Here is a 22,970-nt window from a genome sequence, read left to right as displayed (position 1 = left end):
GCCTTTCGCAGCTTCTCTCTCGGTACTTCTTGACTTCTCAGTGCTGGTAGCCGTAGACGCCGCGCGCCTGGTCGCGGACGAGGCGGCCCTTCTCCAGCTCGATGACGCGCTTGCGCATCTGGTCCACGATGTTCTGGTCGTGGGTGGCCATCACGACGGTGGTGCCCGTGCGGTTGATGCGGTCGAGCAGCTTCATGATGCCGACCGACGTCTGCGGGTCCAGGTTGCCGGTGGGCTCGTCCGCGATGAGGAGCTTGGGCCGGTTCACGAACGCCCGCGCGATGGCGACGCGTTGCTGCTCACCACCGGACAACTCGCCCGGCATCCGCTCCTCCTTGCCGCCGAGGCCGACGAGGTCGAGCACCTGCGGCACGGCCTTGCGGATCTCGCCGCGACCCTTGCCGATGACCTCCTGGGCGAACGCCACGTTCTCCCCGACGGTCTTGTTGGGCAGCAGCCGGAAGTCCTGGAAGACCGTGCCGAGCTGACGGCGGATCTGCGGGACCTTCCAGTTGGAGACGCGGGCGAGGTCCTTGCCGAGCACGTGCACCTGGCCGTGGCTGCACCGCTCCTCGCGCAGGATGAGCCGCAGGAACGTCGACTTGCCGGAGCCGGACGAGCCGACCAGGAAGACGAACTCCCCGCGCTCGACCTCGAGGGAGACATCCCTGAGGGCGGGCCGGGTCTGCTTCGGATAGACCTTGGAGACGTTGTCGAATCGGATCACGGAGCGCCTCGGAGCGTCGGGTTGCGTCGGGGGCGGGGGTGCGGTGCGGGGCCTGCGGGGCACCCCCTCGGTGTGCGTGACCATACGCGAACCGGCACACGCAGCGCAGGCGCCGTCCCTGCTTGTGCGGTTTGTCCCGGTGCGCGGTCACGGAGGGTGCCGTTTTTGTCCGTCCCGCGCCTGGTCAGGGCGGTCGACGGAGCGCCCTCACCAGGGTCATCGGAGGGGGCCGCGCCGAATCCGCGGGAAACTGGCACAGTGGAGGGGTGGGAACGGTTGCGTTTCCCGGAGCGTTGAGCGGAGAGAACCAGTGGGAACCTGGCAGACGTCGCAGCCGGCTCCGCCGCGCGGGAGGAGGACAGGCGCATGACCTATGACCGCTTGGTGTGCGCGAACTGCGCGGCGCCCGTGAGCGAGGGCCGCTGCCCGGTGTGCCGGGCCAACCGCGAGCGCCTTCAGCAGAGCCCGTTCGCCGGGCTGAACCCGATGGCGCTGATCGCGCTGGTCGCCGTACTCATCGCGGCGATGGCACTGCTCGCGCACCAGACCGTCTAGCTCGCTCGGCATGTGAGAAGGGCCCGGAGCTGTGGCTCCGGGCCCTTCCGCGCGCACTGGCGTGTGCGCCGCGTTGTTCAGTTGTCACGCAGAGGTGTCACGCACCGCTGTCGCGCACCGGTGTTACGCGGCGGCGCCGCGGTTGCCGGCGAGGCGCGGCAGGAACCGGAAGCCCACACCGCCCGCGATCATCGTCGCGGCGCCGATGAGCAGGACGGTGGTGCCGTCGGCACCGGTCTCGGCCAGCTCGCCGTCGTTCTTGCCCTGAGCGCCGGTCTGCTGCGCGGGCGCCGTACCGGTCTCCTGCAGGCCGTCCTTGCCCTGGCCCTGCTCGACGGGGTTGTTGTTCCCGTCGGGCCCGACACCACCGGTGCCGCTGCCGCCGGTACCGGAACCGCCACCGGTGACGGACCCGCCACCGTTGCCGCCGCCGCCGTTGTTGCCGCCGCCGTTGTTGCCACCGCCGCCGTTGCCGCCGCCGTTGTTCCCGCCGCCGCCGTTGCCGCCGCCGTTGTTGCCGCCGCCACCGTTGTTGCCACCGTTGCCGTTACCGCTCGAGGTGCCCTCGGAGGTGCCGGTCGAGGTACCCGTGGAGGTGCCGGTCGACGTGCCCGTCGAGGTGCCCTCGGAGGTGCCCGTGGACGTACCCGTCGAGGTGCCGGTGCTGGTGCCCTCGGAGGTGCCCGTGGACGTACCGGTCGAGGTGCCCGTGGAGGTACCGGTCGAGGTGCCCGTGGAGGTACCAGTCGAGGTGCCCGTGGAAGTACCGGCCGACGTGCCCGTGCTGGTGCCCTGGGTCACACCGGTCGAAGTGCCCTGAGCGGCACCCTCGGTGGTGCCCTCGGTGCCACCTTCAGTACCGCCCTCGGTGCCACCCTCGGTGGAGCCGCCGAGGCCGACGTTCAGCCCGTCGTTCGTGTCGATGTGCGCCAGGCCGGGAACATCAAGCTCAAGGGCGGAGGCGGCACCCGCTGCGGTCAGCGACGCACCGGCGGCGATCACCGCTCCGGCCGCTATCCGCGCTACGCGGATCCGCGTCTTCTTGGTCATATGTCTGCTACCCCCAGTAGCCAATTGTCATTGGAGCAGCGCCCGGGACCACGTTCAACCGGGGTGCAGCAGGCATCGATTTCGACCCGGCCCCCGTTCACACGCGTCCCACTGATACGCATGCCGCGCGCCAGCCTTCCCAGTTTTCAGATCAACGTCAAGGTCGTTGCGTACGCGATGACCCGAAATAGGGCGACTTGACCGCCGTACGGTCATGTGACTGTGACGTAAAACGCCGAAGGACCTTCACAGTTGGGGAAAGGCCCCCCGAAAACAAAGCAACTGCCGCTCAGCAAGCGGCAGTTACCTTGTCGACAAATCGCGGAGCGCTACGCGCGGGTCACTTCTCCTGCTGCTTGCGCCAGCGAATTCCGGCCTCGATGAAGCCGTCGATCTCACCGTCGAGCACGGACTGCGGGTTGCCGACCTCGAACTCGGTGCGCAGGTCCTTGACCATCTGGTACGGGTGCAGGACGTAGGAGCGCATCTGGTTGCCCCAGGAGCTGCCGCCGTCCTTGAGGGCGTCCATCTTGGCCCGCTCCTCCTGGCGCTGGCGCTCGAGGAGCTTGGCCTGGAGGACGTTCATGGCCGTGGCCTTGTTCTGGATCTGCGAGCGCTCGTTCTGGCAGGAGACGACGATGCCGGTGGGGAGGTGGGTCAGGCGGACCGCGGAGTCGGTCGTGTTGACGCCCTGGCCACCGGGTCCCGACGAGCGGTAGACGTCGACGCGCAGGTCCGACTCGTCGATCTCGACGTGGTCGGTCTGCTCGACGACGGGGAGCACCTCGACACCGGCGAACGAGGTCTGGCGGCGCCCCTGGTTGTCGAACGGGGAGATGCGCACCAGGCGGTGCGTGCCCTGCTCGACGGAGAGGGTGCCGTAGGCGTAGGGCGCCTGCACGGCGAAGGTGGTCGACTTGATGCCGGCCTCTTCCGCGTACGACGTCTCGTAGATCTCGGTCTTGTAGCCGTGGCGCTCGGCCCACCGCAGGTACATGCGCTGGAGCTGCTCGGCGAAGTCCGCGGCGTCGACGCCGCCGGCCTCGGCGCGGATGTTGACCAGCGCCTCACGGGCGTCGTACTCGCCGGAGAGGAGCGTACGGACCTCCATCTCGTCCAGCGCCTTCTTGACCGAGGCCAGCTCGGACTCGGCCTCCGCGCGGGTGTCCGGATCGTCCTCCTCCTCGGCCATCTCGAAGAGGACGGAGAGGTCGTCGATCCGGCCGCGCAGCGCCTCGGCCTTGCGGACCTCCGCCTGGAGGTGGCTCAGCTTGCTCGTGATCTTCTGCGCCGCCTCCGGGTCGTCCCACAGGGACGGCGCGGCCGCCTGCTCCTCGAGCACGGCGATATCTGCCCTCATCTTGTCGAGGTCCAGGACGGCCTCGATCGACTCCATGGTCGAGGAGAGGGACTTCAGCTCTTCGGAAACATCGACGACTGCCACAAGACCAGCCTAACGGCTGGTGCAAGTGATCTGTTCCCGGTGGTCCGGCGGGCCGGGCCCCAGGGCTCGCCCTACGGGATCTCCGGGGCGGAGTTGTTGCTGTCGGTCGGCGGGGTCTCGTCGGAGCCGGAGGAGGTGACCGCCCAGACACCGCCGCCGATGGCCGCCGCCGCGACGAGGCCGACGACGCCCAGGGTGATGCGGCGGCGCCGCGCGGGGTGCCGGTTGCGGGCGGAGCCGGGGCGGCGGGCGCCGGTGGCGCGCGGCGCGCGGGCGGTGCCGCGAGCGCCCCCCGCCAGCTCGTCCGGGGCGGGGACGCGCATGGAGGTGTGGGTGTCGCGGTTGGAGTCGGCGGAGGCGGCGCCGGGGACCAGGGAGACCGCGCCGCGGCGGGGCGAGGCGGTGCCCGCGGCGGACTCCGGGGCGGCGGAGCGGGCCTGCTCGGCATCCTGCTCGGCGCCGGTCCCGTCACCCTCGCCGGGCGCGCCGGTGTCTTCGGGGTCGTCGGGGTCGTGGACGTCGAGCGGGGCCATGCCCGCCAGCATCGGGGCCAGCTCGCGCAGGCGGGCGCCCAGCTCGGAGGCGCGCAGGCGGGAGGCCGGGGCCTTGGCCAGGCACTGGATGAGGAGCTGCCAGAGCTCGTCGGGGATGCCGGGGAGCGGGACGACCGTCTCGGTGACGTGGCGGCGCAGGATGGCGCCGGGGTGGCCGCCGCCGAACGGGGTGAACCCGGCGAGCAGCTCGTACAGGACGGTCGCGAGGGCGTAGATGTCGACGGCGGCGCGTGGCGGGAGGCCCTCGATGATCTCGGGCGCCAGGTAGTCCGGGGTGCCGATGATCTTCGTGGCGCGGGTGCGGCGCGGGGTGTCGATCAGCTTGGCGATGCCGAAGTCGGTGAGGAGGGCGGGGTGGGCGCCGCCGGGGCCGAGGGGGCCCTCCATGTCGAGGAGGACGTTCTCCGGCTTCACGTCGCGGTGGACGATGCCGGCGGCGTGCGCGGCGGCCAGCGCGTCGGCGATGTCCGCGGCGATGGCGACGGCGGCCTCGGGCGCCAGGCGCTTCTCGCGGTCCAGGCGGGTGCGCAGGTCGGTGCCGCGGACCAGGTCCATGACGAGCGCCAGGTCGTTGCCGTCGACGACGAGGTCGTGGACGCCGACCACGCGCGGGTGGTCGAGGCTCAGCAAGGCGGTGCGCTCCTGGACGAAGCGGCCGACCAGCTCCTGGTCGGAGGCGAGGTCCTCGCGCAGCATTTTGATGGCGACGGGACCGTCCGGTCCCTCGCCCAGCCACACCGTGCCCGCACTGCCGCGCCCCAGGATCTGGTGGGCGGTGTACCGGCTGCCGATCTTCCGTGCCAAGGCTGCTCCTACAGACGCGTGTTGGCGCCCAAGCTACGCGGCTCGGACGCCAACCAACGCATCAGGAGGCGAAATCACCCGCTGGGTGTCGACAAATCTCCAACATCACCTGTCACGGTCGGCCGACCGGGCCGGCTAGTTGCTCAGATTGCCGATCCAGTCGGTGACCGTCGAGAACCAGTCGGAGAGCTGGGCCCAGTACCCCTTGCCGGTGCCGATCCAGTCCTGCAGCGGGGTGAACTCCCAGACCAGCCAGGACACCACGAACAGGATGACGACCATGAACAGGCAGCCCTTGAGGCAGCCGAGGCCGGGGATCTTCATCGGGTTGGCGCTGCGGCGGCGCGGCTCGCGCGGTTCCCGCGGCTCGCGCGCGGGCGGTGCCTGGCGGGGCGGCGGCGCGGGCGGCGCGTACTGCTGCGGCTGCGGGCGCGGCTGCTGACGCTGCGGGGCGTACTGCTCGGGCTGCTGCTGCGGCGGGCGCTGCCGGTTTCCGCGCGGCTGCTGCGGGGCGTACTGCTGCGGCCTGGGCTGCTGCTCGGGGCGGGCGACCTGGCGCTGCGGGCGGCGGCGCAGGGGGTCCTCGTTCGGGTCGAGGTACTGGACCTGCGTCTGCTCGTTGCGGTCGCGGGCCGCGCGCATCTGGTTCTGCCAGGGGTGCGGGTCGTCGGGGTCGCCGCCCGGCGGCTGCTGCCCCGGCTGGTGCGGCGGGACGGGCGGCATGACGGCGGTCGGGTCGGCGGCGCCCCGGTGGGGCAGCACGGACGTCGGATCGGCGTCGGAATACTGGTTGGCCTGATTGGCCTGATTGCCCTGCTGCTGCATGACGCTGGTCGCGGCGTTCGGGTCGTACGTCGCCGCGTTGCTCGGCAGCACCTGGGTCGGGTCGGCGGCGCCCGGGACGCCGGGGACCTGCGCCGGGTCCGGGTCGGGCGTCAGAAGGGCGCCCACGCCCTCGGCGGCGGCGATCTGCGCGCTGCTCGCGTGCACGCCGATGCCCTCGGCGACGGTGCGCAGCGCACGCGCGAGGTTCTCCGCGCTCGGCCGGTCGTCCGGGTCCTTGCGCAGGCAGCGCTCGATGACCGTCCAGAGCGGGTCGGGAACGGTCGAGGGGCGGCGCGGCTCGGCGCTGAGGTGCTGGTGCAGGACTTCGAGCGCGGAGCCGCCGGAGAACGGCGGGCGCCCGGTGACCAGCTCGTACAGCAGGATGCCGGCGCCGTAGATGTCGACGGCGCTGGTCTGCGGGCGGCCCTCGGCGGACTCCGGGGCCACGTACGCGGGCGTGCCGACGAACTCGTGGGTGCGGGTGAGGCCCGGGGAGTCGGCGAGGCGCGCGATGCCGAAGTCGGTGAGCATGGGGTGCATGCCGCCGTCATCCTGCTTCAGCAGCACGTTGGCCGGTTTCAGGTCCCGGTGCACGACGCCGTCGGCGTGGCTGGCGGCGAGCGCGTCGGCGATCTGGGCGGTGAGCAGCGCGGCGGCGACCGGCGAGAACGGGCCGTTCTCGCGCAGGTAGCGGTGCAGGTCGGGACCGTCGATGAGGTCCATCACGAGGGCGAGCAGCTCGCCCTCGACGACCAGGTCGCGGGTGCGCACGATGTTGGGGTGGGTGAGGCGGAGCAGGACGGAGCGCTCGCGCAGGAAGCGCATCACCACGTCCGCGTCGTTGGCCAGCTCCTCCTTGAGGACCTTGATGGCGACGGTCTCGCCGGGCTGCCCGGCGACGGCCGCCTCGGCGCCCGCGGTCTCGCGCTGGCGGGCTCGCCAGACGGTGCCCGTGGCGCCGCGTCCGAGCGGCTCCTCGAGCAGGTACTTGCTGCCTACCGGCCGCACGTCATGCGCTCCCTGCATCGGTACTTGCGTGATCTGCCCCGGTCCCGGGTGCCGGACCCACTCTAGTGGCGGCTTCTGGGGTCCTGGTGAGAACAGACCCGCGACAAACCTGTGTTCGACGTGAAGACGCCTGTACCCGGCCCTTGGTTGCCGGAGGGCGACGTGAGTGATCTCAACCGGCACCGAGGCGGCCCGCAGCAGGCACTTTTGCGGGCAGAGCCGACCAATCAAGATCACTTACAGGTGGGCGGCGGGCGTGTTGTCAGTGGCAGGTGCGAGGATGCCTGCAGCACTGGCTGATGTGCCCGTGGCGAGGGGGAAGCGCGGTCGGGGGAACCGCGGGCCGACCCGTCGCGGGCGCCCGCGCAGAAGGGACCGCAGACGGCGATGCAGATCCGCCTTACCGTCGTAGACCCCCTGGGCACGCGCCCCGACTCGGCCACGCGCGAGGGCGCCGCGGTGGACGTGCTCGTCACCGCGCCCGGCGGCACCGCGCTCGCCGCCGTCGCCTCCGGCCTCGCCGCCGCCGTGGCGGGCGGGGACGCGCCGTCCTCCGTCCTGTACGCGGGCGCCGAGCGGCTCGACGCGCAGCGCTGCCTGCTCGGCGAGCCGCCGCTGACCGACGGCGCGGTGCTCTCCCTCGGCGCGCCCACCGACCCGGGCCCCGACCCGGCCGACGGCGCGGCGCAGCTGCACGTGGTGGCCGGGCCCGACGCGGGCGGGGTCCATCTCCTCCACGGCGGCCAGGTCCGCATCGGCCGCTCCGCCGACGCGGACGTACCGCTGGACGACCCGGACGTCTCCCGCCTGCACTGCGCGGTGACGCTGGCGGCGGACGGCCGGATCACGGTCGTCGACCTGGACTCGACGAACGGCACGACGCTCGACGGCCGCCCGCTGGACGAACGCCCCGTCCGCCTGTCCCCCGGCGCGCTCCTCCGCCTCGGCGAATCGGCGCTGCGGGTCGTGACGACGGGCGACGCGGCCCGCCCGGCGGCGGTGCCCACGGCGCCGGACGGGGAGGGCCACGTACGGGTCGCGTGCGGCACCGGAACCGGCGCGCCGCCCGACGCCCACAGCCCGGCGACCGCCACCACCCCGCCCGAGGAGACCCGGCACGCCTACGGGGACGCCTCCTGGGGCGCCGCGGGCGAGAGCCCGGCCCCCGGCGCCCGGCCCGTCGTCCCCGGCCAGGGCGGCGCCCCCGACCTGGAGCAGGCCCCGCTCTCCACTCCGCCGCGCGGCACGGCACTGCCCCGCACGCAGCGCCGCCGGGGCGGTCTCGGCCGGCTGCTGCGGCGCGGGCGGGACGGCCAGGACCAGGACCAGCAGCACGAGATCCACCAGCCGTACACCCTGCGCACACCCCACACGCCCGAGCCGTACGAGGACGGACCGGACCCGGCGCCGCTGCCCGCGCCTCCCTCGGCCACCGAGACGTGGCCGGACGCCGCCGCCCTGCTGCTCACCGCGCTGGGCCCCGGACCCCGGCTGTGGGAGCGCGGGCCCGGACACCCGGAGGAGCTGGCGGTGCGGCTCGGCACGGTGGACAGGACGGGCCCCGGCGGCGGTGGGCTGCTGCCCGCGGTCCCGGTGACCGTGGGGCTGGCCGAGGCGGGCGCGCTGGGCCTGGCCGGGCCGCGGGCGCGCCTCGCGGGGCTGGCCCGCTGCGTCCTCGCCCAGCTCGCCGCGCTGCACGCGCCGGACCGCCTGGAGATCGTCCTGATCGCCACGGACCGCGCGCGGAGCGAGGCGGAGCGCGTCGCGGAGTGGTCCTGGCTCGGCTGGCTGCCGCACGTACGCCCGGCGCACGGGCAGGACTGCCGGCTGCTGCTCGCCTACGACCGGGAGCAGGCGGCGGCGCGCACGGGTGAGCTGCTGCGGCGCCTGGAGGACCATGCGGCCGGGCTGCGCCCCGGCCGGGAGGAGTCGTCGGCCGGGGACGAGGCGGCCGTGGTGCCGACCGTCGTGATCATCGACGGCGACCCGGGTTCGGCGACGCTGCGCGAGGCCGCGGCCCGCCTGGCCGCGGAAGGCTCCCCGGCGGGAATCCACGTCCTGTGCCTGGCGGAGGCACCGGCCACGTCCCCCGCCTCACCTGTCGACGACTCGTACGAGGCGGCGTGCGCGCAGAGTCCGGCGTTCCGGGCGTGCGGGGCGGTGGCGCTGCTCAGCGGGGACGTGGCGACGGCGCTGCGGCTGCACCGGGCGGCGCAGGGGCAGCTCGTCGGCCACGGGACGGTCGCGGCGGTCGACGCGGTGTCGCTGCCGTGGGCCGAGCGGTTCGCGCGGGCGCTCGCGCCGTTGCGCACGGACACGTCCGGCGGGGCCGGGGCGCGGCAGGCGCGGGTGTCCGCGCCGTTGCCGCCGTCGGCGCGGCTCCTCGACGAGCTGGGGCTCGCTCGGGCGACTCCCGCGTCGTTGATGGCGCGCTGGGCGGCGGCGGCCGATGACGCGGGGTCGCTCGGGGGCCGGGTGTGGGCGGTGCTCGGGGCGGGGCCGCGCGGGCCCGTCGCCGTGGACCTGGCGGCCGACGGCCCGCATCTCCTGATCGAGGGGCCCGCGGGCAGTGGCCGTACGGAGCTGCTGCGCTCGGTGGCCGCGTCGCTCGCTGCGGCGGAGCGGCCCGACCGGCTCGGGATCGTCCTGGTGGACGGGCAGGGTGGCGGTACGGGCGGTACCGCCGGGGAACGGGTCGAGGGCCTGCGGGTCTGTACGGACCTGCCGCACGTCACCACGCACTTGGCCGCGAACGACCCGGTCCGCATGCGCGAATTCGCTCAGTCCCTGTCTACGGAGCTGAAGCGGCGGGCCGAACTCATAGGGCGTACGCACTTCACGGAGTGGCACACGCAGCGGGCCGTCGCCGGGCGGATGGTGGCCCAGCGGGTCGCGCCGGCCGCCTCCGGCGGGGCGGGGGATCTTGAGGCGGCGCCGAGTTCGACGATCCGGCTGCGGCCAGGTGGGGCGCGGGACAAAGCGGAGGCGGTGGTGATGGTTCCGTTGCCGCGGCTCGTGGTGATCGTCGACGACCTGGACGCGTTGCTGGCGCCGCCGTTGGGGTCGCCGGGGCGGCCTGCCGCGGGGTCTGTCGTACGGGCCCTGGAGGCGGTTGCGCGGGACGGGGAGCGGCTCGGGGTTCATCTGGTGGCCGGGTTCGGGGTGGGGGCGGGGCCTGTGTGGGGGGCGGCTCGGCCCCGGGTCGTTCTCGACCCGGTCGGGTCCGGGCCGGAGGATCCCGTGCCGGGGCGGGGCCGTCTGCTCGGGTCCGACGGGCGGGACACCGGGCTGCAGGCGGGCCGGGTCACCGGCCGTATCCCCCGCACGGCTACTCAGCGGCCGACCGTCGTTGCCCTGGACTGGGCCCGGATGGGTGATCCGCCGGACCGGCGCCCTGTACGGGAGCTGGGCAACGGCCCGACGGATTTGGCCCTGCTGGCCTCCGCGCTGGAACGAGCGGCCCGCTCAGTCTCAGCCCAAGAGGTCCCCTCACTCCTGTAGCCCCCGACGCTGGGCTGCCGCCGACTTGGGCGGGCTCTTACGGAGGCCCCTTCACCCGGTCCCCCGGCGCTGGGGTGCCGCCTTGCCCACCCTGCCGCCCCAGGCGGCAGATTGCCCAAGGCGGGCGCATGGCGCCCTGGGTGGGAAGGTGCGGGGAGCGGCCGGTTGCCCAAGGCGGGGCGGCTCCGCCCGGGGCGGGAAAGTGCGGGGAGCGGCCAGTTATCCAAGGCGGGCGCATGGCGCCCTGGGTGGGAAGGTGTGGGGAGCGGCCGGTTGCCCTAGGCGGGGCGCGGTGCGCCCGGGGCGGGGAACTGCGGGAGCGGCCGGTTGCCCTAGGCGGGGCGGCGCATGGCGCCCTGGGTGGGGAAAGGGGGATGGCCCGCCGGGGTGCACTCGCGTGTCGGCCGGAGGGGACGTGTCGGGGTGCCCCCGCAGGACTCCGGGTCAATGCAGGGCCGGGTGACTCGCCTATGGCGGACCGAGGGGGATGAGACCTATCCGGCCGAGGAGGCACCCCGGCGCGGCCCCGCCCCACTGCTCGAGGGAACGCGCACTCCTGCACGGCCCCGCCCCACCACTCGACGGAACGCGCACTCCTGCACGGCCCCGCCCCACCGCTCGACGGAACGCGCCCCCCTACACGGCTCGACCCCACCGCTCGATGGAACGCGCACTCCTGCACGGCCCCGCCCCGCCGCTCGACGGAACACGCACCCATCCACAGCCCCGCCCCGCCGCTCGACGGAACACGCACCCATCCACAGCCCCGCCCCGCCGCTCGACGGAACGCACGGCCCCGCCCCACCGCTCTGCCGAGCACCGCCCCGGTCCACCTCGCAATCGCCCGAAGACCAGATACCGGCCGGGTGCCCACCCCCAACTCCTGCCCCCGACAATGGCGTTGACGCATCACGACCCCGTCACGATCACCCCCCTGACCGCACAGGCACCCTTGCCGGTCGTCCCTGGTCGGGCGTAGACCAGTGCGCACGGGACACCGCTCAGGTTCAGCGTTTTCAGCGTTCAGGACGAGAACGGGGCAGCGATGCGCAGCACTCTTCGTACACCCATATTCCGCCGAGCCCTCGTGGCCGTGGCCGTGGGGTCACTGGCCCTCGGCCTCACCTCGTGCGGTGACGACGACAAGGACGGCAAGGCCGACGGGGGCGAGAGCAAGTCCCCCGCCTCCGGGGTCCAACTCCCGCAGCTGAAGGGCGAGTCGCTGGAGATCGCCGCGGTCTGGACCGGCGACGAGCAGAAGAACTTCAAGCAGGTGCTCGCGGAGTTCGAGAAGCGCACGGGCGCGAAGGTCACCTTCGTCCCGGCGCAGGACCCGATCATCAACTTCCTGGGTTCGAAGGTGGCGGGCGGCGCCCCGCCGGACGTGGCGATGCTGCCGCAGCCGGGCGCGATCAAGCAGGCGGTGGAGAAGAAGTGGGCCAAGCCGCTCGGCAAGGAGGCCCAGGCCCAGCTCAGCAAGAACTACAGCAAGGGCTGGCAGGACCTCGGGAAGGTGAACGGAACCCAGTACGCCGCCTACTACAAGGCCGCGAACAAGTCCCTGGTCTGGTACAACACGGCCGTCTTCGAGAACGCGGCGGCGAAGGAGCCGAAGACCTGGAAGGAGTTCCTGGCGACGGCCCAGACGATCTACGACTCGGGCGTGACCCCGGTCTCGATCGGCGGAGCCGACGGCTGGCCGCTGACGGACTGGTTCGAGAACATCTACCTGTCGCAGGCGGGCCCGGAGAAGTACGACCAGCTGGCGAAGCACGAGATCAAGTGGACGGACCCGTCGGTGAAGCAGGCGCTGACGACGCTGGCGCAGCTGTGGGGCAAGAGCGACTTCATCGCGGGCGGCAACAAGGGCGCCGTGCAGACGGAGTTCACGAAGTCGGTGGAGCAGACGTTCACGGGCGGTGACTCCCCGAAGGCGGGCATGGTCTACGAGGGCGACTTCGCACAGGTCAACATCGAGCAGTCGAAGGCGGAGATCGGGACGGACGCGAAGGTGTTCCCGTTCCCGGCGGTGGGCGCGGACGCCCCGGTGGTCAGCGGCGGCGACGCGGCGGTGCTGCTGAAGGACTCGAAGGCGTCGCAGGCGCTGGTGACCTGGCTGGCGTCCCCGGAGGCGGCGACGATCCAGGCGAAGCTGGGCGGTTACCTCTCCCCCAACAAGAGCGTGGACCTGTCGGCGTACCCGAACGCGGTGCAGCGCACGATCGCCAAGGCGCTGATCGACGCGGGCGACGACTTCCGCTTCGACATGTCGGACCAGACACCGCAGGCGTTCGGCGGCACGCCCGGCAAGGGCGAGTGGAAGGCGCTGCAGGACTTCCTGGTGAATCCGAAGGACATCGCGGGGACGCAGGCGACGCTCGAGGCCGAAGCGGCCAAGGCGTACAAGGACTGACGCCGCGATGACCTCGGCCGCCGACGGCGGCGGCCCGGACGAGACCGCCAAGTCGCCAGGACAGAGAGGCGACTTGGCGGAGCCGTCGTCCGGCCCCGCCCCGCACAAGAGCGCACCACCCAAGAACCCCTCGCGGTTCAAAAGCGTCACCGGCACCCGCCGGACCGTCGCGTTCCTGTTCCTGCTGCCCGCGCTGATCCTGCTGGGCGCGCTGGTCGTGTACCCGATCGGGTACTCGATCGTGCGCAGCTTCTTCGACGCGCAGGGCGGCTCGTTCATCGGCTTCGACAACTACGAGACGCTGTTCACCCGCGCCGACACCAAGGCGGCGATCAACAACAACATCTTCTGGGTGGTGCTCGCCCCGACGGTCGCCACGGCGCTGGGTCTGATCTTCGCCGTGCTGACGGAGCGGATCCGCTGGGGCACCGCGTTCAAGCTGGTCGTCTTCATGCCGATGGCGATCTCGATGCTGGCCGCGGGCATCATCTTCCGGCTGGTGTACGACCAGGACCCGGAGAAGGGCGCGGTGAACGCGGTCTGGGTCGGCATCCACGACACGTTCGTCGACTCGTCGGCGTTCCCGAAGGCGCATCCGCGGCCGAACGGGGAACTGGCGGGCAAGAGCGGCGGCCCGTACCTCACCAAGGAGCCGGTCAGGGCCGGGCAGCCGGTGAAGCTTGCGCTGGTCGGCGTGGCGGCCGACCAGATGCCGAAGGACGCGAAACCGGCGAAGGCACCGGCCGGCGGCGCGTCGGACGAGATCACCGGCACGGTCTGGCAGGACTTCACGCTCGGCAAGGGCGCGGGCGGCGTCAACGGCATCGACGCGTCCGAGCTCGGCTATCCGGGCATGAAGATCGAGGCGGTCAAGGGCGGCAAGGTCGTGGCGTCGACGACGGCCGCGGCGGACGGGACGTTCACGCTCCCCGCCGAGGCGGACGGCGCGAAGCTGCGCCTGCCGCCGTCGAACTTCGCGGAGGCGTACAACGGCGTCGACTGGCTCGGCGACAAGAAGTTCTTCACGATCCACCTGGGCGGATCCGACCTCTACCTGAACATCGTGACGACATCGATCATGGTGTCGTACGTATGGATGTGGGCCGGGTTCGCGATGGTGCTGATCGGCGCCGGGCTCGCCAGCATCCCCAGGGAACTCCTGGAGGCGGCGCGGGTCGACGGGGCCACCGAGTGGCAGGTGTTCCGCCGGGTCACGGTGCCGCTGCTCGCGCCGGTCCTGGCCGTCGTCCTGGTGACGCTGATGATCAACGTCCTCAAGATCTTCGACCTGATCTTCATCATCGCGCCGGGCTCCTCGCAGGACGACGCCAACGTCCTGGCGCTCCAGCTGTACCGGTCGGCGTTCAGCGAGGGCAACGAGGGGCTGGCGAGCGCGATCGCGGTGCTGCTCCTGCTGCTCGTGATCCCGGTGATGTGGTTCAACATGAGGCGGCTTCGACGGGAGGCACGACGATGACGACCGTCGACGAGACAGTCCACAAGCCGCGCTCGTTCGCGGGCCGCGTCGTCGACAAGGTCGGCAGCGGAGTCCTTCAGTTCGTCCTGATCCTGGTCGGCGCGCTGTGGCTGGTGCCGACCGTGGGGCTGCTGCTCTCCTCGCTGCGCAGCCCCGAGGACATGGCGGCGAGCGGCTGGTGGGAGGTGTTCAGCAAGCCGTCGCAGCTGACGTTCGACAGCTACAGCAGCCTGCTCGAGAACGCGGACGTCACGAAGTCGCTGGTCAACACGGCGCTGATCACGGTGCCCGCGACGCTGCTCGTGATCGTCATCGGTTCGCTGGCCGGGTACGCGTTCGCGTGGATGGAGTTCCCGGGCCGGGACTGGTGGTTCCTGATCGTGGTCGGGCTGCTCGTGGTGCCGGTGCAACTGGCGCTCGTACCGATCGCGAAGCTCTTCGGCGAGATCGGGATCTTCGGCTCGCTGTTCGGCGTGATCCTCTTCCATGTCGGCTTCGGGCTGCCGTTCGCGGTGTTCCTGCTGCGGAACTTCTTCGCGGAGATCCCCCGGGAGCTCCTAGAGGCGGCGCGCTTGGACGGCGCCGGTGAGCTGCGCCTGTTCGTCCGCGTCGTGATGCCGCTCGGCGGTCCGGCGATCGCCTCGCTCGGCATCTTCCAGTTCCTGTGGGTGTGGAACGACATGCTGGTGGCGCTGATCTTCACCGACACCGACAGCCAGCCGATCACGGTCGCGCTGCAGACACAGGTACGGCAGTTCGGCAACAACGTGGACGTGCTCGGCCCGGGCGCGTTCATCTCGATGGTCATCCCGTTGGCCGTGTTCTTCGCGTTCCAGCGGCAGTTCGTGTCCGGCGTGATGGCGGGCGCGGTGAAATGACCGGCAGGGTGCCGGGCGCCGCCCACAAAGCGGCCCCCGGCGCCCACCCCCGCTCTCAACGCTCAAGCAAGCGGAACAGCTCCTCCCACCGCTCAAGCACCCGCTCCTCCGAGAACCGCCGCACATTGACCCGGGCCCGCTCCCCCATCGTGTCCCGCATCCGGGGGTTGCCGGTGAGGCGGAGGAGCCGGTCGGCGAGCGCGTCGAGGTCGCCGACGGGGGCGAGGAGGCCGTCCTCACCGTCGCGGACGATCTCGCGGACGCCCGGCGCGCAGTCGAACGCGGCGCACGGCACGGCGCTGGCCATCGCCTCCATGAGCGCGAGCGGGAACCCTTCGCCGCGCGAGGACTGCACGAAGACGGAGGAGGCGGCGAGGGCGCCGGGCACGTCGTCGGTCCGCCCGCGCCACCGCACGGACCGGTCGAGCCCCAACGCGGTGCTCTGCGCACGCAGCGCGGCCTCGTCCCCGCCCGCCCCGTACACGTGCAGCTCCCACTCCGGGCGGAGCGGCGCGACCTTCGCCCAGGTGTCGAGGAGCATGTCGACGCCCTTCTGGTCGGCGAGCCGGCCGATCGAGCAGACGACGTTCTCCGTACGGGGCGAGGGCACGGCGGGCAGGTGGGCGAGGGCGTTGGGCATGAAGTCGACGTTGTTCAGGCCCTCGGCGGTCCAGAGGTCGGCGTCCTCCTGGGTGAGCGCGAGCCAGCGGTCGACGTGCGGGTAGTGCCGCTTGATCCAGTGGTAGCGGTGGCAGGCGCGCGAGTACGCGTACGACTCATGGCTCATGCCGACGACCGTGAGGCCGGAGGTGTCGATCTCGCGCAGCCACTCCATCGCCCACACCTGGGTGACGACCACGACGGAGCCGGGCCGGGCCGGTCCCAGGACCGAGCCGAGCGTGGCGAGGGCGTCGTCGCGGGCCGCGAGCCGCCGGGCCTCGCGGCGCCGTGCGGGCACGCTGAGCCGCCGGGCACCGCCGAGCGGCCGCGGGGTCGGCGGATGCTGCGGATAGAGGCTGGTCACGGGGTAGTCGGGCGCGTCCGGCACCGCCATCTTCAGGTCGGACTCGTACACCCCGACGACGTGCACGCGATGCCCCGCGCCCGTGAACAGGCGGGCCATCTGATGGGTCCAGGCGGTGACGCCGCCCAGCTCGTCGGCGGAGTTGGTGACGAGGAACAGGTCCCGGGCCTCGCTCATGAGCCTGCCTTCCGCGTGAAGAGGGCCTCGACGACCGCGCGCGCCGCGCCCCCGTCGTCGTACGTCCCGAACTCGGCGGCGAACGCCCGCCGCCGCTCCTCCCACGCGCGGTCGGTCTTCTTGATCCCGGCGAGGGTGCGGTGCAGCTCGTCCTGGGTCTCGACGACCGGGCCGCCGGCGCGCTCGCGCAGGTCGAAGTAGCTGCCGCGCTCGGCGGCGTACGCGTCGAGGTCGGGGGCGAAATGCAGGATCGGCCGGTCGAGGAGGGCGTAGTCGAACATGATCGACGAGTAGTCGGTGATCAACACGTCGGCCAGGCACAGCAGTTCGCTCACGTCGTGGTGGGCGGAGACGTCGATGACCGTTCCGGCCGGGGTGGGCGGCAGGGCGGCGGCCTCCAGGTAGTGGGCGCGGACGAGCAGGACGTGCGTGTCGCCGAACTCCTCGGCGAAGCGGCGGACGTCGAGCGGCAGCCGCACGGTCCGGGTCTTCGGGTCGCCCCGGAAGGTGGGGGCGTACAGGACGACCGTGCGGTGGTCGGGGATGCCGAGCGCGGCGGCCGGGGCGGGGCGCGGGAGCCGCCCCTCGCGCTCGTCGCGCTCCCTCGCGGCCACGAGCCGGTCGTTGCGCGGGTAGCCGACGCGCAGGAGGCGCTCCTCGGGGATGCGGTAGGCGCGGGCGAGGGTGTCGACGTCGTGCTCGGAGCGGACCAGGAAGTGGTCGAACCGGGCGACGGCGCGGTCGAGCCGGGCGCGTTCCGGCGCGTTCCTCGTCCGGTGCCGGATCTCGTCGTGGCCCATCCGCTTGTACGCCGAGCCGTGCCAGGTCTGGAGGTACGTGGTCTCCCTCGGCTTGGTGAGGGCGTGCGGGAAACCCTGGTTGTCGACCCAGAACTCGGCGCGGGCCAGCGCCCACAGATACCGCCAGGACCAGCGGCGGACGAGCCTGGCGTCGGCCGGGAACCCGTCGCGGGACGTCGCGTAGGACCACACGGCGCGAAAGCCCTGCCCTCGCAGCTCCTCGTGCAGGGCGCGGGGGCTGTCGCCGTAGCACGTGCCCATGTGGCTCTCGAAGACGACGGTGCCCCGGCTGACGGGCAGGCGGCACAGGTAACGGTGGTAGACGCGGATCTTGACGCGCTGCGTGTGCAGGGCCGCGTACCGCTTGCCGAGCCCGCGCGAGAACTGCCGGACGGCGCGCGCCGGGCGGAAGCGGGTGAGGTAGCGGGCGAGGGCGTTGGCCTTGCGGGCGGGGGCGCGGCGCGGCAGCAGGCAGACGGCGAGGTGGTGCTTGGTGCTGACGTACGGCTGCCAGGTGTCGGCGGTGATCCTGGTTAGGCGGGGCCGGGCCGGGAGCGCGGCGTGCGGCCCCGGGACGGTGTCCGGCGCCGCGAACAGGTCGAGCGGCGGCAGGAGCGTGCCGTCGACGCCGAGGCGCAGGCGCGGGTCCCACACGCGGTCGCCGATGCCGCGCGGGCGCAGCAGCCGGGTGAGGGGGACGGCGGCGCGCCACTTGACCGTGGTGTCGTCGCGGAGGCGTACGGCGTCGACGGGCACCGTCACCGTCTTCCGCGCGGCCCCGCGCACCCCGATGTCGAGGGTGGCGGTGAGGACGCTGTCGGCGTCGCACAGGCCGAACGGCACGACGATCTCGCCCTCGACGAGGAGCCGCCCGCCCTGGGCGACGCATCGGGTGACGCGGTTGAGGAGTCTGCGGTCGCCCCAGTCCCGGTGCTGGTGGCCGAGGTCGGTGACGTCGTACGCGGCGCCGCTGTGCTCGGCGCTCCACCGCACGCCGCCGTCGTCGGCGCGGACCAGGGCGGAGACGACGGTGCCGGGGTGCTGGAGCGCGTACGCGGCGCGGTGCACGCCGTCCGCGTCCCCGTCGACGAGCAGCCGGGCGGCGACGCGCTCCAGGGCCGGGAGGTCGCGGAGCGCGGCGGTGTCGAGCAGGCCTTCCAGGACCCGGGCGGCGGTGGCTGCCGCTTCCTCCCGGCGCACCGCGTCGAGCCCGAGGAACGCGCGGGCGTACGGCAGGACGTGCTCGGCGACGAAGGCGCGCGCCCGCCGGGCCCGTACCCCGGGCTCGGTGATCAGGGCGAGGGCGTGCCGGTGGTCGGCGACGGCGGACGGGAGGTCGCGCAGCGGGTCGGGGGCGGCGCGGCGGGAGGTGACGAGCTGGGGGATCAGGGCGATGCGGCGCGCAGAGAAGGCGAGATCGAGCCCGGAGCGCCAGTCCTGGGACGCGGATGCGGAATCCGGCGCGAAGCCGGACCCAGGCTCAGAGCCGGAGCCGGAGCCGGAGCCGGCCCCGGAGCCGGACCCGGACCCGGACCCGGAGCCAGAGCCAGAGCCGGACCCGGACCCGGACTCGGAGCCGGAGCCAGAGCCGGACCCGGAGCCGGAGCCGGAGCCGGAGCCGGAGCCGGAGCCGGAGCCGGAGCCGGAGCCGGAGCCGGAGCCGGAGCCGGGCCCGGGCTCGGCGCCGGGCCCGGGCTCCGGCGCGCACTCGGGCGCCCGCCTCGACCCGGACCCGCACTCGTAGAGATCGCGGCGTACGCAGTACCCGGCCGTCAGCGCCGGGTGGATCAGCAGCTCGGGCGCCTCGGTCACCGTCTCCAGGACCCGCGAGCGGGCGTACACCTCGTTCTGCCAGGCGGGGGCCGTCTCCTTTCCGGCGCTGAGCCGGGTCCAGCGGCCCGCGACGAGGTCGGCGCCGGTGCGGTGGGCCGCCGCGTAGAGGTTGCGGCAGGCGTCGCGCTCCAGGAGTTCACCGGCGGCCAGCGGCAGGACGTACGTGCCCCGGGGCGCGTCCCCGCCGGCGACGACGGCCTCCGTACGGCGGTGGGTCTGGGCCCGGACCGAGCGGACCGTGGCGTGCAGCAGCGCGGGGTCGGTGTCGGCGGGGCAGTCGATCAGGACGCTGATGTCGGGCGCGCTCACTTGCCGGCCCCGTCCGCGCCGTGGGCCAGCATCGCGTCGGCGACCTGGGCCGCCGCCGTGCCGTCGTCGAGGTCGCAGAACGCCTCGCGGAACCGGGCGTAGGCGTCCCGGTGCCCGGCGACCGCCGCGTCGGGGTCGAGGAGCGCGGCGATGACCTCGTCGCTGGTGCGCAGGAGCGGGCCGGGGGCCTGGGCGGTGAAGTCGAAGTAGAAGCCGCGCAGGGAGTCCCGGTAGTGGTCGAGGTCGTAGGTGTGGAAGAGCATGGGGCGGCCGGTCTGGGCGAAGTCGAACATCATCGAGGAGTAGTCGGTGACGAGGACGTCGGCGATGAGGAGGAGGTCGGCGGCGTCCGGGTGGCGGGAGACGTCGCGGACGAAGTCGGAGGCGGGGACGGCGCCGCCGACGAGGTAGTGGCGGCGGACCAGGAGGACGTGGTCGTCGCCGAGCGCGGCCTCGGCGGCGGCCAGGTCGAGGCGGAGGTCGAGCCCGTAGCGGCCGAGGGATCGGCGGGGCTGGTTCTCGCGCCAGGTGGGGGCGTAGAGGATGACGCGCTTGCCGTCGGGGATGCGCAGGCGCTCCCGGACGGCGGTGGCGAGCTTGGCGCGGTCGGGGGCGTGCAGCACGTCGTTGCGCGGGTAGCCCGAGGCGAGCACGGGCCCGTCGTAGCCGAACGCGCCGCGCAGCAGCGGGGTGGAGAAGCTGTTCGGGGAGACGAGCAGCGACCACTGGGCGGCGCGGGCGGGCAGGGTGTCGATGTAGCGCTGGTCGGCGGAGGCGGTGCCGCGCAGGTCGCGGCCGATCCGCTTGAGGGGGGTGCCGTGCCAGGTCTGGACGACGTACTGGCCCTCGGCGCGCCGGAACCAGTCGGGCAGGTGGGTGTTGGTGACGACGTAGCGGCTGCGGGCCAGCGCCTCGTGCCAGGCGGCGCTCCACAGGGCGACGGGGGTGGCGCCCGGCGGCAGCTCCACCTGCTGGTCGCGGACGGCCCACAGGTGCTCCCACTCGACGCCGCGCGCCTGGAGTTCGCCGAAGACGGCGCGCGGGGAGTCGGAGTGCTGGCGGCCGTCGAAGCTGACGTAGAGGACGGCGTCGCGGCGGGGCAGCTCCCGCTGTCGCGCGTAGGCGGCGCGCAGGGCCGCCTGGGCGCCCCGCCCCCGGTCCTGTTCGGCCACGGCCGTGCCGGAGGTGAGCAGGAGCTGGTCGTGGTGGCGGCGCTGGACGGTGAACTCCCGGCCGCCGAGGACGCGGGTGAGCGGCAGGTGCGGATGGCGGGCGGGGGCGACGAGAACGGGGGCGTGGCGCTCCGGGTCGCTGTCGCCGCTCGTGCGCAGGAAGAGGTACCAGTTGCCCTCGGCGAGCGGCAGCGTCCCCGCCGGGCCCGGCAGGGCGTGCGGGTACAGGCTCGCCTCGAAGCGGCCGTCGGCGAGGGTGAGCGGGGCGGTGTTCTCCTCGTCGTGCCCGCTGTGCACGAGCACCAGTTCGCGCCGTACGGCGTCGGGGTGGCTGCCCGCGAGGAGCAGCCGGCCGTCCTCCTCCCAGCGAAGGGTGTCGACGACGGGGCGTACGGTCTGGTCGCGCAGTTCGGTGTTGCCGGACGGGTTGGCGAGGACCATCAGCTCGCGGCCCCGGCCGAGCCCGTAGCGGCCGGGGGCGATGTCGGGCCGGACGGGCAGCGAGATCCAGTCCTCGCCCGCCGCGCCCTCCGCACCGCCCCCACCGGCGCGGACCAGGCCGACGCCCCACGGGTCAGCGGGGCCGTCCGCGCCGCCGAAGAGGGCGAGCGGCACCTCGGCGGTGAAGGTGCGGCCGTCGACGGTGACGGGCAGGTCGTGGGCCTCCTTCGTGCGCCAGTTCTCGACGCGGACGGCGAGCGGCGCGTCCTGCCGCCCCGGCGCCAGCTCGCCCTTGACGCGCACCCGCCGCCCGTCGCTCTCGTGGGCGACGAGGCGTGCGGGCAGCCGCTCGACGCGCAGCCGGAGGCGTCCGCCGCGCAGGGTCGGGGCGATGCGCAGGAAGTCGTCGAGGTGGCGGACGGGCAGCGGGCAGGCGCCGCTCATCCGGACCGGGCCGCTGCGCGGCAGGAGGCCGCCCGCGTACGCGGCAAGCTCCAGGTTCCAGGTGGTGCTCGTGCGGCCTGTGACCAGCTTCGCCGGGTCGACGACCGTCTCGAACCCGGCCCGGTCGTAGTCGTGCAGGCCCTGCCGTGAGGAGAGCGTCGCCTCGCGGGAGCGGACGGTGCGCAGCCGCAGCGGCACGGCCCGGCGCCTGCCCGCGCGCAGCCAGGCGAGGCGGATCCGGGCGGTGAGGCGCCCGGCGGGCAGGTTGCGGACGTAGGCGTAGCCCTTGAGCCGGAGTCTGCCGTCGTCGCCCCAGGCGGCGTGCGTGACGCGCGCTTCGAGGGGCAGTTCGGCGCGGGTCAGGCCGACGGTCTTGCGGGGCAGCGGCGGGGTCGCATCAGGGACCTCGGCACGGCGCCCGAACAGGGTGCGGCGCGTGCGGAAAGCCCCCGAGTGCGCCTTCTCGTACGCCATGAACGTGAGGAGTTCCGGCAGGCGGCGCTCGCGGATGAGCTGCCAGCGCACGCGCAGGCCGAGCGGGAGTTCGTCGAGGACGCCCGGGTCGACGGAGGCGGCGAAGGCGTTCGCGCGGTCGAGGAACGCCTGGTGGTAGGCGGTGTCGCCGTCCGGGAGCGCCTCCATGAACATCCACAGGTCACCGGCGAGCACGGAGGCGTCGTAGCGCCGCTTGCCCTCCTGCCACTCGGGGCGTCCGGCCAGGAACCGGCTGACGTGGGTGACGGAGGCGGTGCGGTCGTGGACGGCGCGGGGCAGGGCGCGCCGGTTGGAGATCGATCCCTCGCGGTCGCGCCAGAGGTAGACGGTGTCCCGAAGGACGTCGACGGAGCGGGCCAGGAAGTGGGCGGGCAGCACGACGGGGATGTCCTCGAACAGGACGCCCTCGGGGAAGGCGAGGGCGTGCTCGTCCCAGAAGGCGCGCCGGAAGACCTTGTTGCAGGCGATGCGGTCGGCGAGCAGGTCCCAGTCGCGGGTGACGTGGGTGGCTTCGCGCGTGGCCGCCATCGCCTTGCGGAACATGGGCGACTGCTCGGTGGTGCCGTCGGCGCGCAGCCGGTGCACGTTGCCGGTGACGAAGTCGGAGCCGGTCCCGTCCAGGGTGGCGAGCATCAGCTCGTACGCGCCGGGCGGGATCACGTCGTCGCTGTCGACGAAGGCGAGGTGGGTGCCGCGGGCGTGGCGGACGCCGGTGTTGCGGGCGGCGCCGAGGCCCGCGTTGGCCTGCTCGACCAGGCGGAAGCGGGGGTCCCGGGCGGCGTGGGCGCGCGCGATCCCGCCGCTGCCGTCCGTGGAGCCGTCGTCGACGAGGACGACCTCCAGGTCCGGCATGGTCTGTGCCGACAGCGACTCCAGGCAGGCGCCGAGGTAGTCCTCGACGTTGTGGACGGGGACGACGACGGTGAGACGGGGTGTCATGCGCTGCGCACGTTCCTTCCGGCGGCGGCGGGGGGCCTGCTCGTCTGACAACCGGTGCCGCCGTTCCCGGTCACCCGGCCTGGGCCATACGGGTGGTCGC

13 protein-coding genes are annotated in these 22,970 nt (G+C 73.3%); 5 read left to right on the top strand and 8 right to left on the bottom strand.

The genetic code is table 11. From position 1 onward, the window contains the following. Window positions 1-37 precede the first annotated feature (37 nt). Window positions 38-727 (bottom strand): cell division ATP-binding protein FtsE, encoded by a 690-nt coding sequence (ftsE, locus tag N5I75_RS20645; RefSeq protein WP_324767349.1) that lies wholly within the window; start codon window positions 725-727, stop codon window positions 38-40. Window positions 728-1,093: 366 nt separating this feature from the next. Here ftsE and N5I75_RS20640 point away from each other — a divergent pair, with 366 nt between their 5' ends. Beyond that, complete coding sequence (locus N5I75_RS20640; protein ID WP_361070343.1) at window positions 1,094-1,282, top strand: hypothetical protein; 189 nt, start codon at window positions 1,094-1,096, stop codon at window positions 1,280-1,282. 123 nt (window positions 1,283-1,405) lie between these two features. On the opposite strand, the gene N5I75_RS20635 is transcribed toward N5I75_RS20640, so the two are convergent. The 4 genes from N5I75_RS20635 to N5I75_RS20620 all read right to left on the bottom strand — a co-directional run bounded on the left by N5I75_RS20635 (window position 1,406) and on the right by N5I75_RS20620 (window position 6,967). Next, window positions 1,406-2,332: a hypothetical protein gene (locus tag N5I75_RS20635; RefSeq protein ID WP_476679361.1), complete on the bottom strand. Its 927-nt coding sequence runs from the start codon at window positions 2,330-2,332 to the stop codon at window positions 1,406-1,408. Between the two features lie 340 nt (window positions 2,333-2,672). Continuing rightward, window positions 2,673-3,776 carry a peptide chain release factor 2 gene (gene prfB, locus N5I75_RS20630; protein ID WP_476679360.1) on the bottom strand — a complete coding sequence of 368 codons (1,104 nt, stop codon included), beginning with the start codon at window positions 3,774-3,776 and terminating at the stop codon, window positions 2,673-2,675. 71 nt (window positions 3,777-3,847) lie between these two features. After that, entirely contained in the window at window positions 3,848-5,134 is a 1,287-nt protein-coding gene (locus N5I75_RS20625) for a serine/threonine-protein kinase (protein WP_476679359.1), read from the bottom strand. A gap of 135 nt (window positions 5,135-5,269) precedes the next feature. Beyond that, a complete protein-coding gene (locus tag N5I75_RS20620; RefSeq protein WP_476679358.1) occupies window positions 5,270-6,967 on the bottom strand; it encodes a serine/threonine-protein kinase in 1,698 nt (565 codons plus the stop codon). A gap of 387 nt (window positions 6,968-7,354) precedes the next feature. On the opposite strand from N5I75_RS20620, the gene N5I75_RS20615 reads away from it, so the two are divergent. From N5I75_RS20615 to N5I75_RS20600, 4 genes are all read left to right on the top strand, one after another. Then, on the top strand, window positions 7,355-10,468 hold the full coding sequence (locus N5I75_RS20615) for an FHA domain-containing protein (protein WP_476679357.1): 3,114 nt from the start codon (window positions 7,355-7,357) through the stop codon (window positions 10,466-10,468). A gap of 1,045 nt (window positions 10,469-11,513) precedes the next feature. Beyond that, window positions 11,514-12,881, top strand: a complete 1,368-nt coding sequence (locus N5I75_RS20610) for an ABC transporter substrate-binding protein (RefSeq protein ID WP_476679356.1) — start codon at window positions 11,514-11,516, stop codon at window positions 12,879-12,881. Between the two features lie 7 nt (window positions 12,882-12,888). Beyond that, the gene (locus N5I75_RS20605) at window positions 12,889-14,358 is read left to right on the top strand and encodes a carbohydrate ABC transporter permease (RefSeq protein WP_476679355.1); all 1,470 of its coding nucleotides are present in this window, start codon (window positions 12,889-12,891) and stop codon (window positions 14,356-14,358) included. Beyond that, window positions 14,355-15,236, top strand: coding sequence for a carbohydrate ABC transporter permease (locus tag N5I75_RS20600; protein WP_476679354.1), 882 nt, complete (start codon window positions 14,355-14,357; stop codon window positions 15,234-15,236). The genes N5I75_RS20605 and N5I75_RS20600 overlap by 4 nt, the downstream gene beginning before the upstream one ends. Window positions 15,237-15,291: 55 nt before the next feature. Here the strand turns inward: N5I75_RS20600 and N5I75_RS20595 are convergent, their stop codons facing one another. The 3 genes from N5I75_RS20595 to N5I75_RS20585 are packed head-to-tail and all read right to left on the bottom strand — an operon-like array spanning window position 15,292 to window position 22,870. Then, window positions 15,292-16,437 (bottom strand): glycosyltransferase, encoded by a 1,146-nt coding sequence (locus N5I75_RS20595; RefSeq protein ID WP_476679353.1) that lies wholly within the window; start codon window positions 16,435-16,437, stop codon window positions 15,292-15,294. Next, on the bottom strand, window positions 16,434-19,379 hold the full coding sequence (locus N5I75_RS20590) for a CDP-glycerol glycerophosphotransferase family protein (RefSeq protein WP_476679352.1): 2,946 nt from the start codon (window positions 19,377-19,379) through the stop codon (window positions 16,434-16,436). The genes N5I75_RS20595 and N5I75_RS20590 overlap by 4 nt, the downstream gene beginning before the upstream one ends. After that, window positions 19,376-22,870, bottom strand: coding sequence for a bifunctional glycosyltransferase/CDP-glycerol:glycerophosphate glycerophosphotransferase (locus tag N5I75_RS20585; RefSeq protein ID WP_476679351.1), 3,495 nt, complete (start codon window positions 22,868-22,870; stop codon window positions 19,376-19,378). Before N5I75_RS20585 ends, N5I75_RS20590 begins: the two co-directional genes overlap by 4 nt. Window positions 22,871-22,970 lie beyond the last annotated feature (100 nt).

Source organism: Streptomyces sp. R818 (assembly GCF_056172735.1).
Note: the sequence above shows the minus strand (reverse complement) of the source record. Positions and strands in the feature narration are given on the sequence as shown.

What these genes read in the sequence shown, in the direction of transcription:
- N5I75_RS20640 (WP_361070343.1), top strand. Translation starts at nt 1,094, where the DNA reads ATGACCTATGACCGCTTGGTGTGCGCGAACTGCGCGGCGCCCGTGAGC.
- N5I75_RS20615 (WP_476679357.1), top strand. Translation starts at nt 7,355, where the DNA reads ATGCAGATCCGCCTTACCGTCGTAGACCCCCTGGGCACGCGCCCCGAC.
- N5I75_RS20605 (WP_476679355.1), top strand. Translation starts at nt 12,889, where the DNA reads ATGACCTCGGCCGCCGACGGCGGCGGCCCGGACGAGACCGCCAAGTCG.
- N5I75_RS20635 (WP_476679361.1), bottom strand. Translation starts at nt 2,332, where the DNA reads ATGACCAAGAAGACGCGGATCCGCGTAGCGCGGATAGCGGCCGGAGCG.
- N5I75_RS20600 (WP_476679354.1), top strand. Translation starts at nt 14,355, where the DNA reads ATGACGACCGTCGACGAGACAGTCCACAAGCCGCGCTCGTTCGCGGGC.
- N5I75_RS20610 (WP_476679356.1), top strand. Translation starts at nt 11,514, where the DNA reads ATGCGCAGCACTCTTCGTACACCCATATTCCGCCGAGCCCTCGTGGCC.
- N5I75_RS20585 (WP_476679351.1), bottom strand. Translation starts at nt 22,870, where the DNA reads ATGACACCCCGTCTCACCGTCGTCGTCCCCGTCCACAACGTCGAGGAC.
- N5I75_RS20595 (WP_476679353.1), bottom strand. Translation starts at nt 16,437, where the DNA reads ATGAGCGAGGCCCGGGACCTGTTCCTCGTCACCAACTCCGCCGACGAG.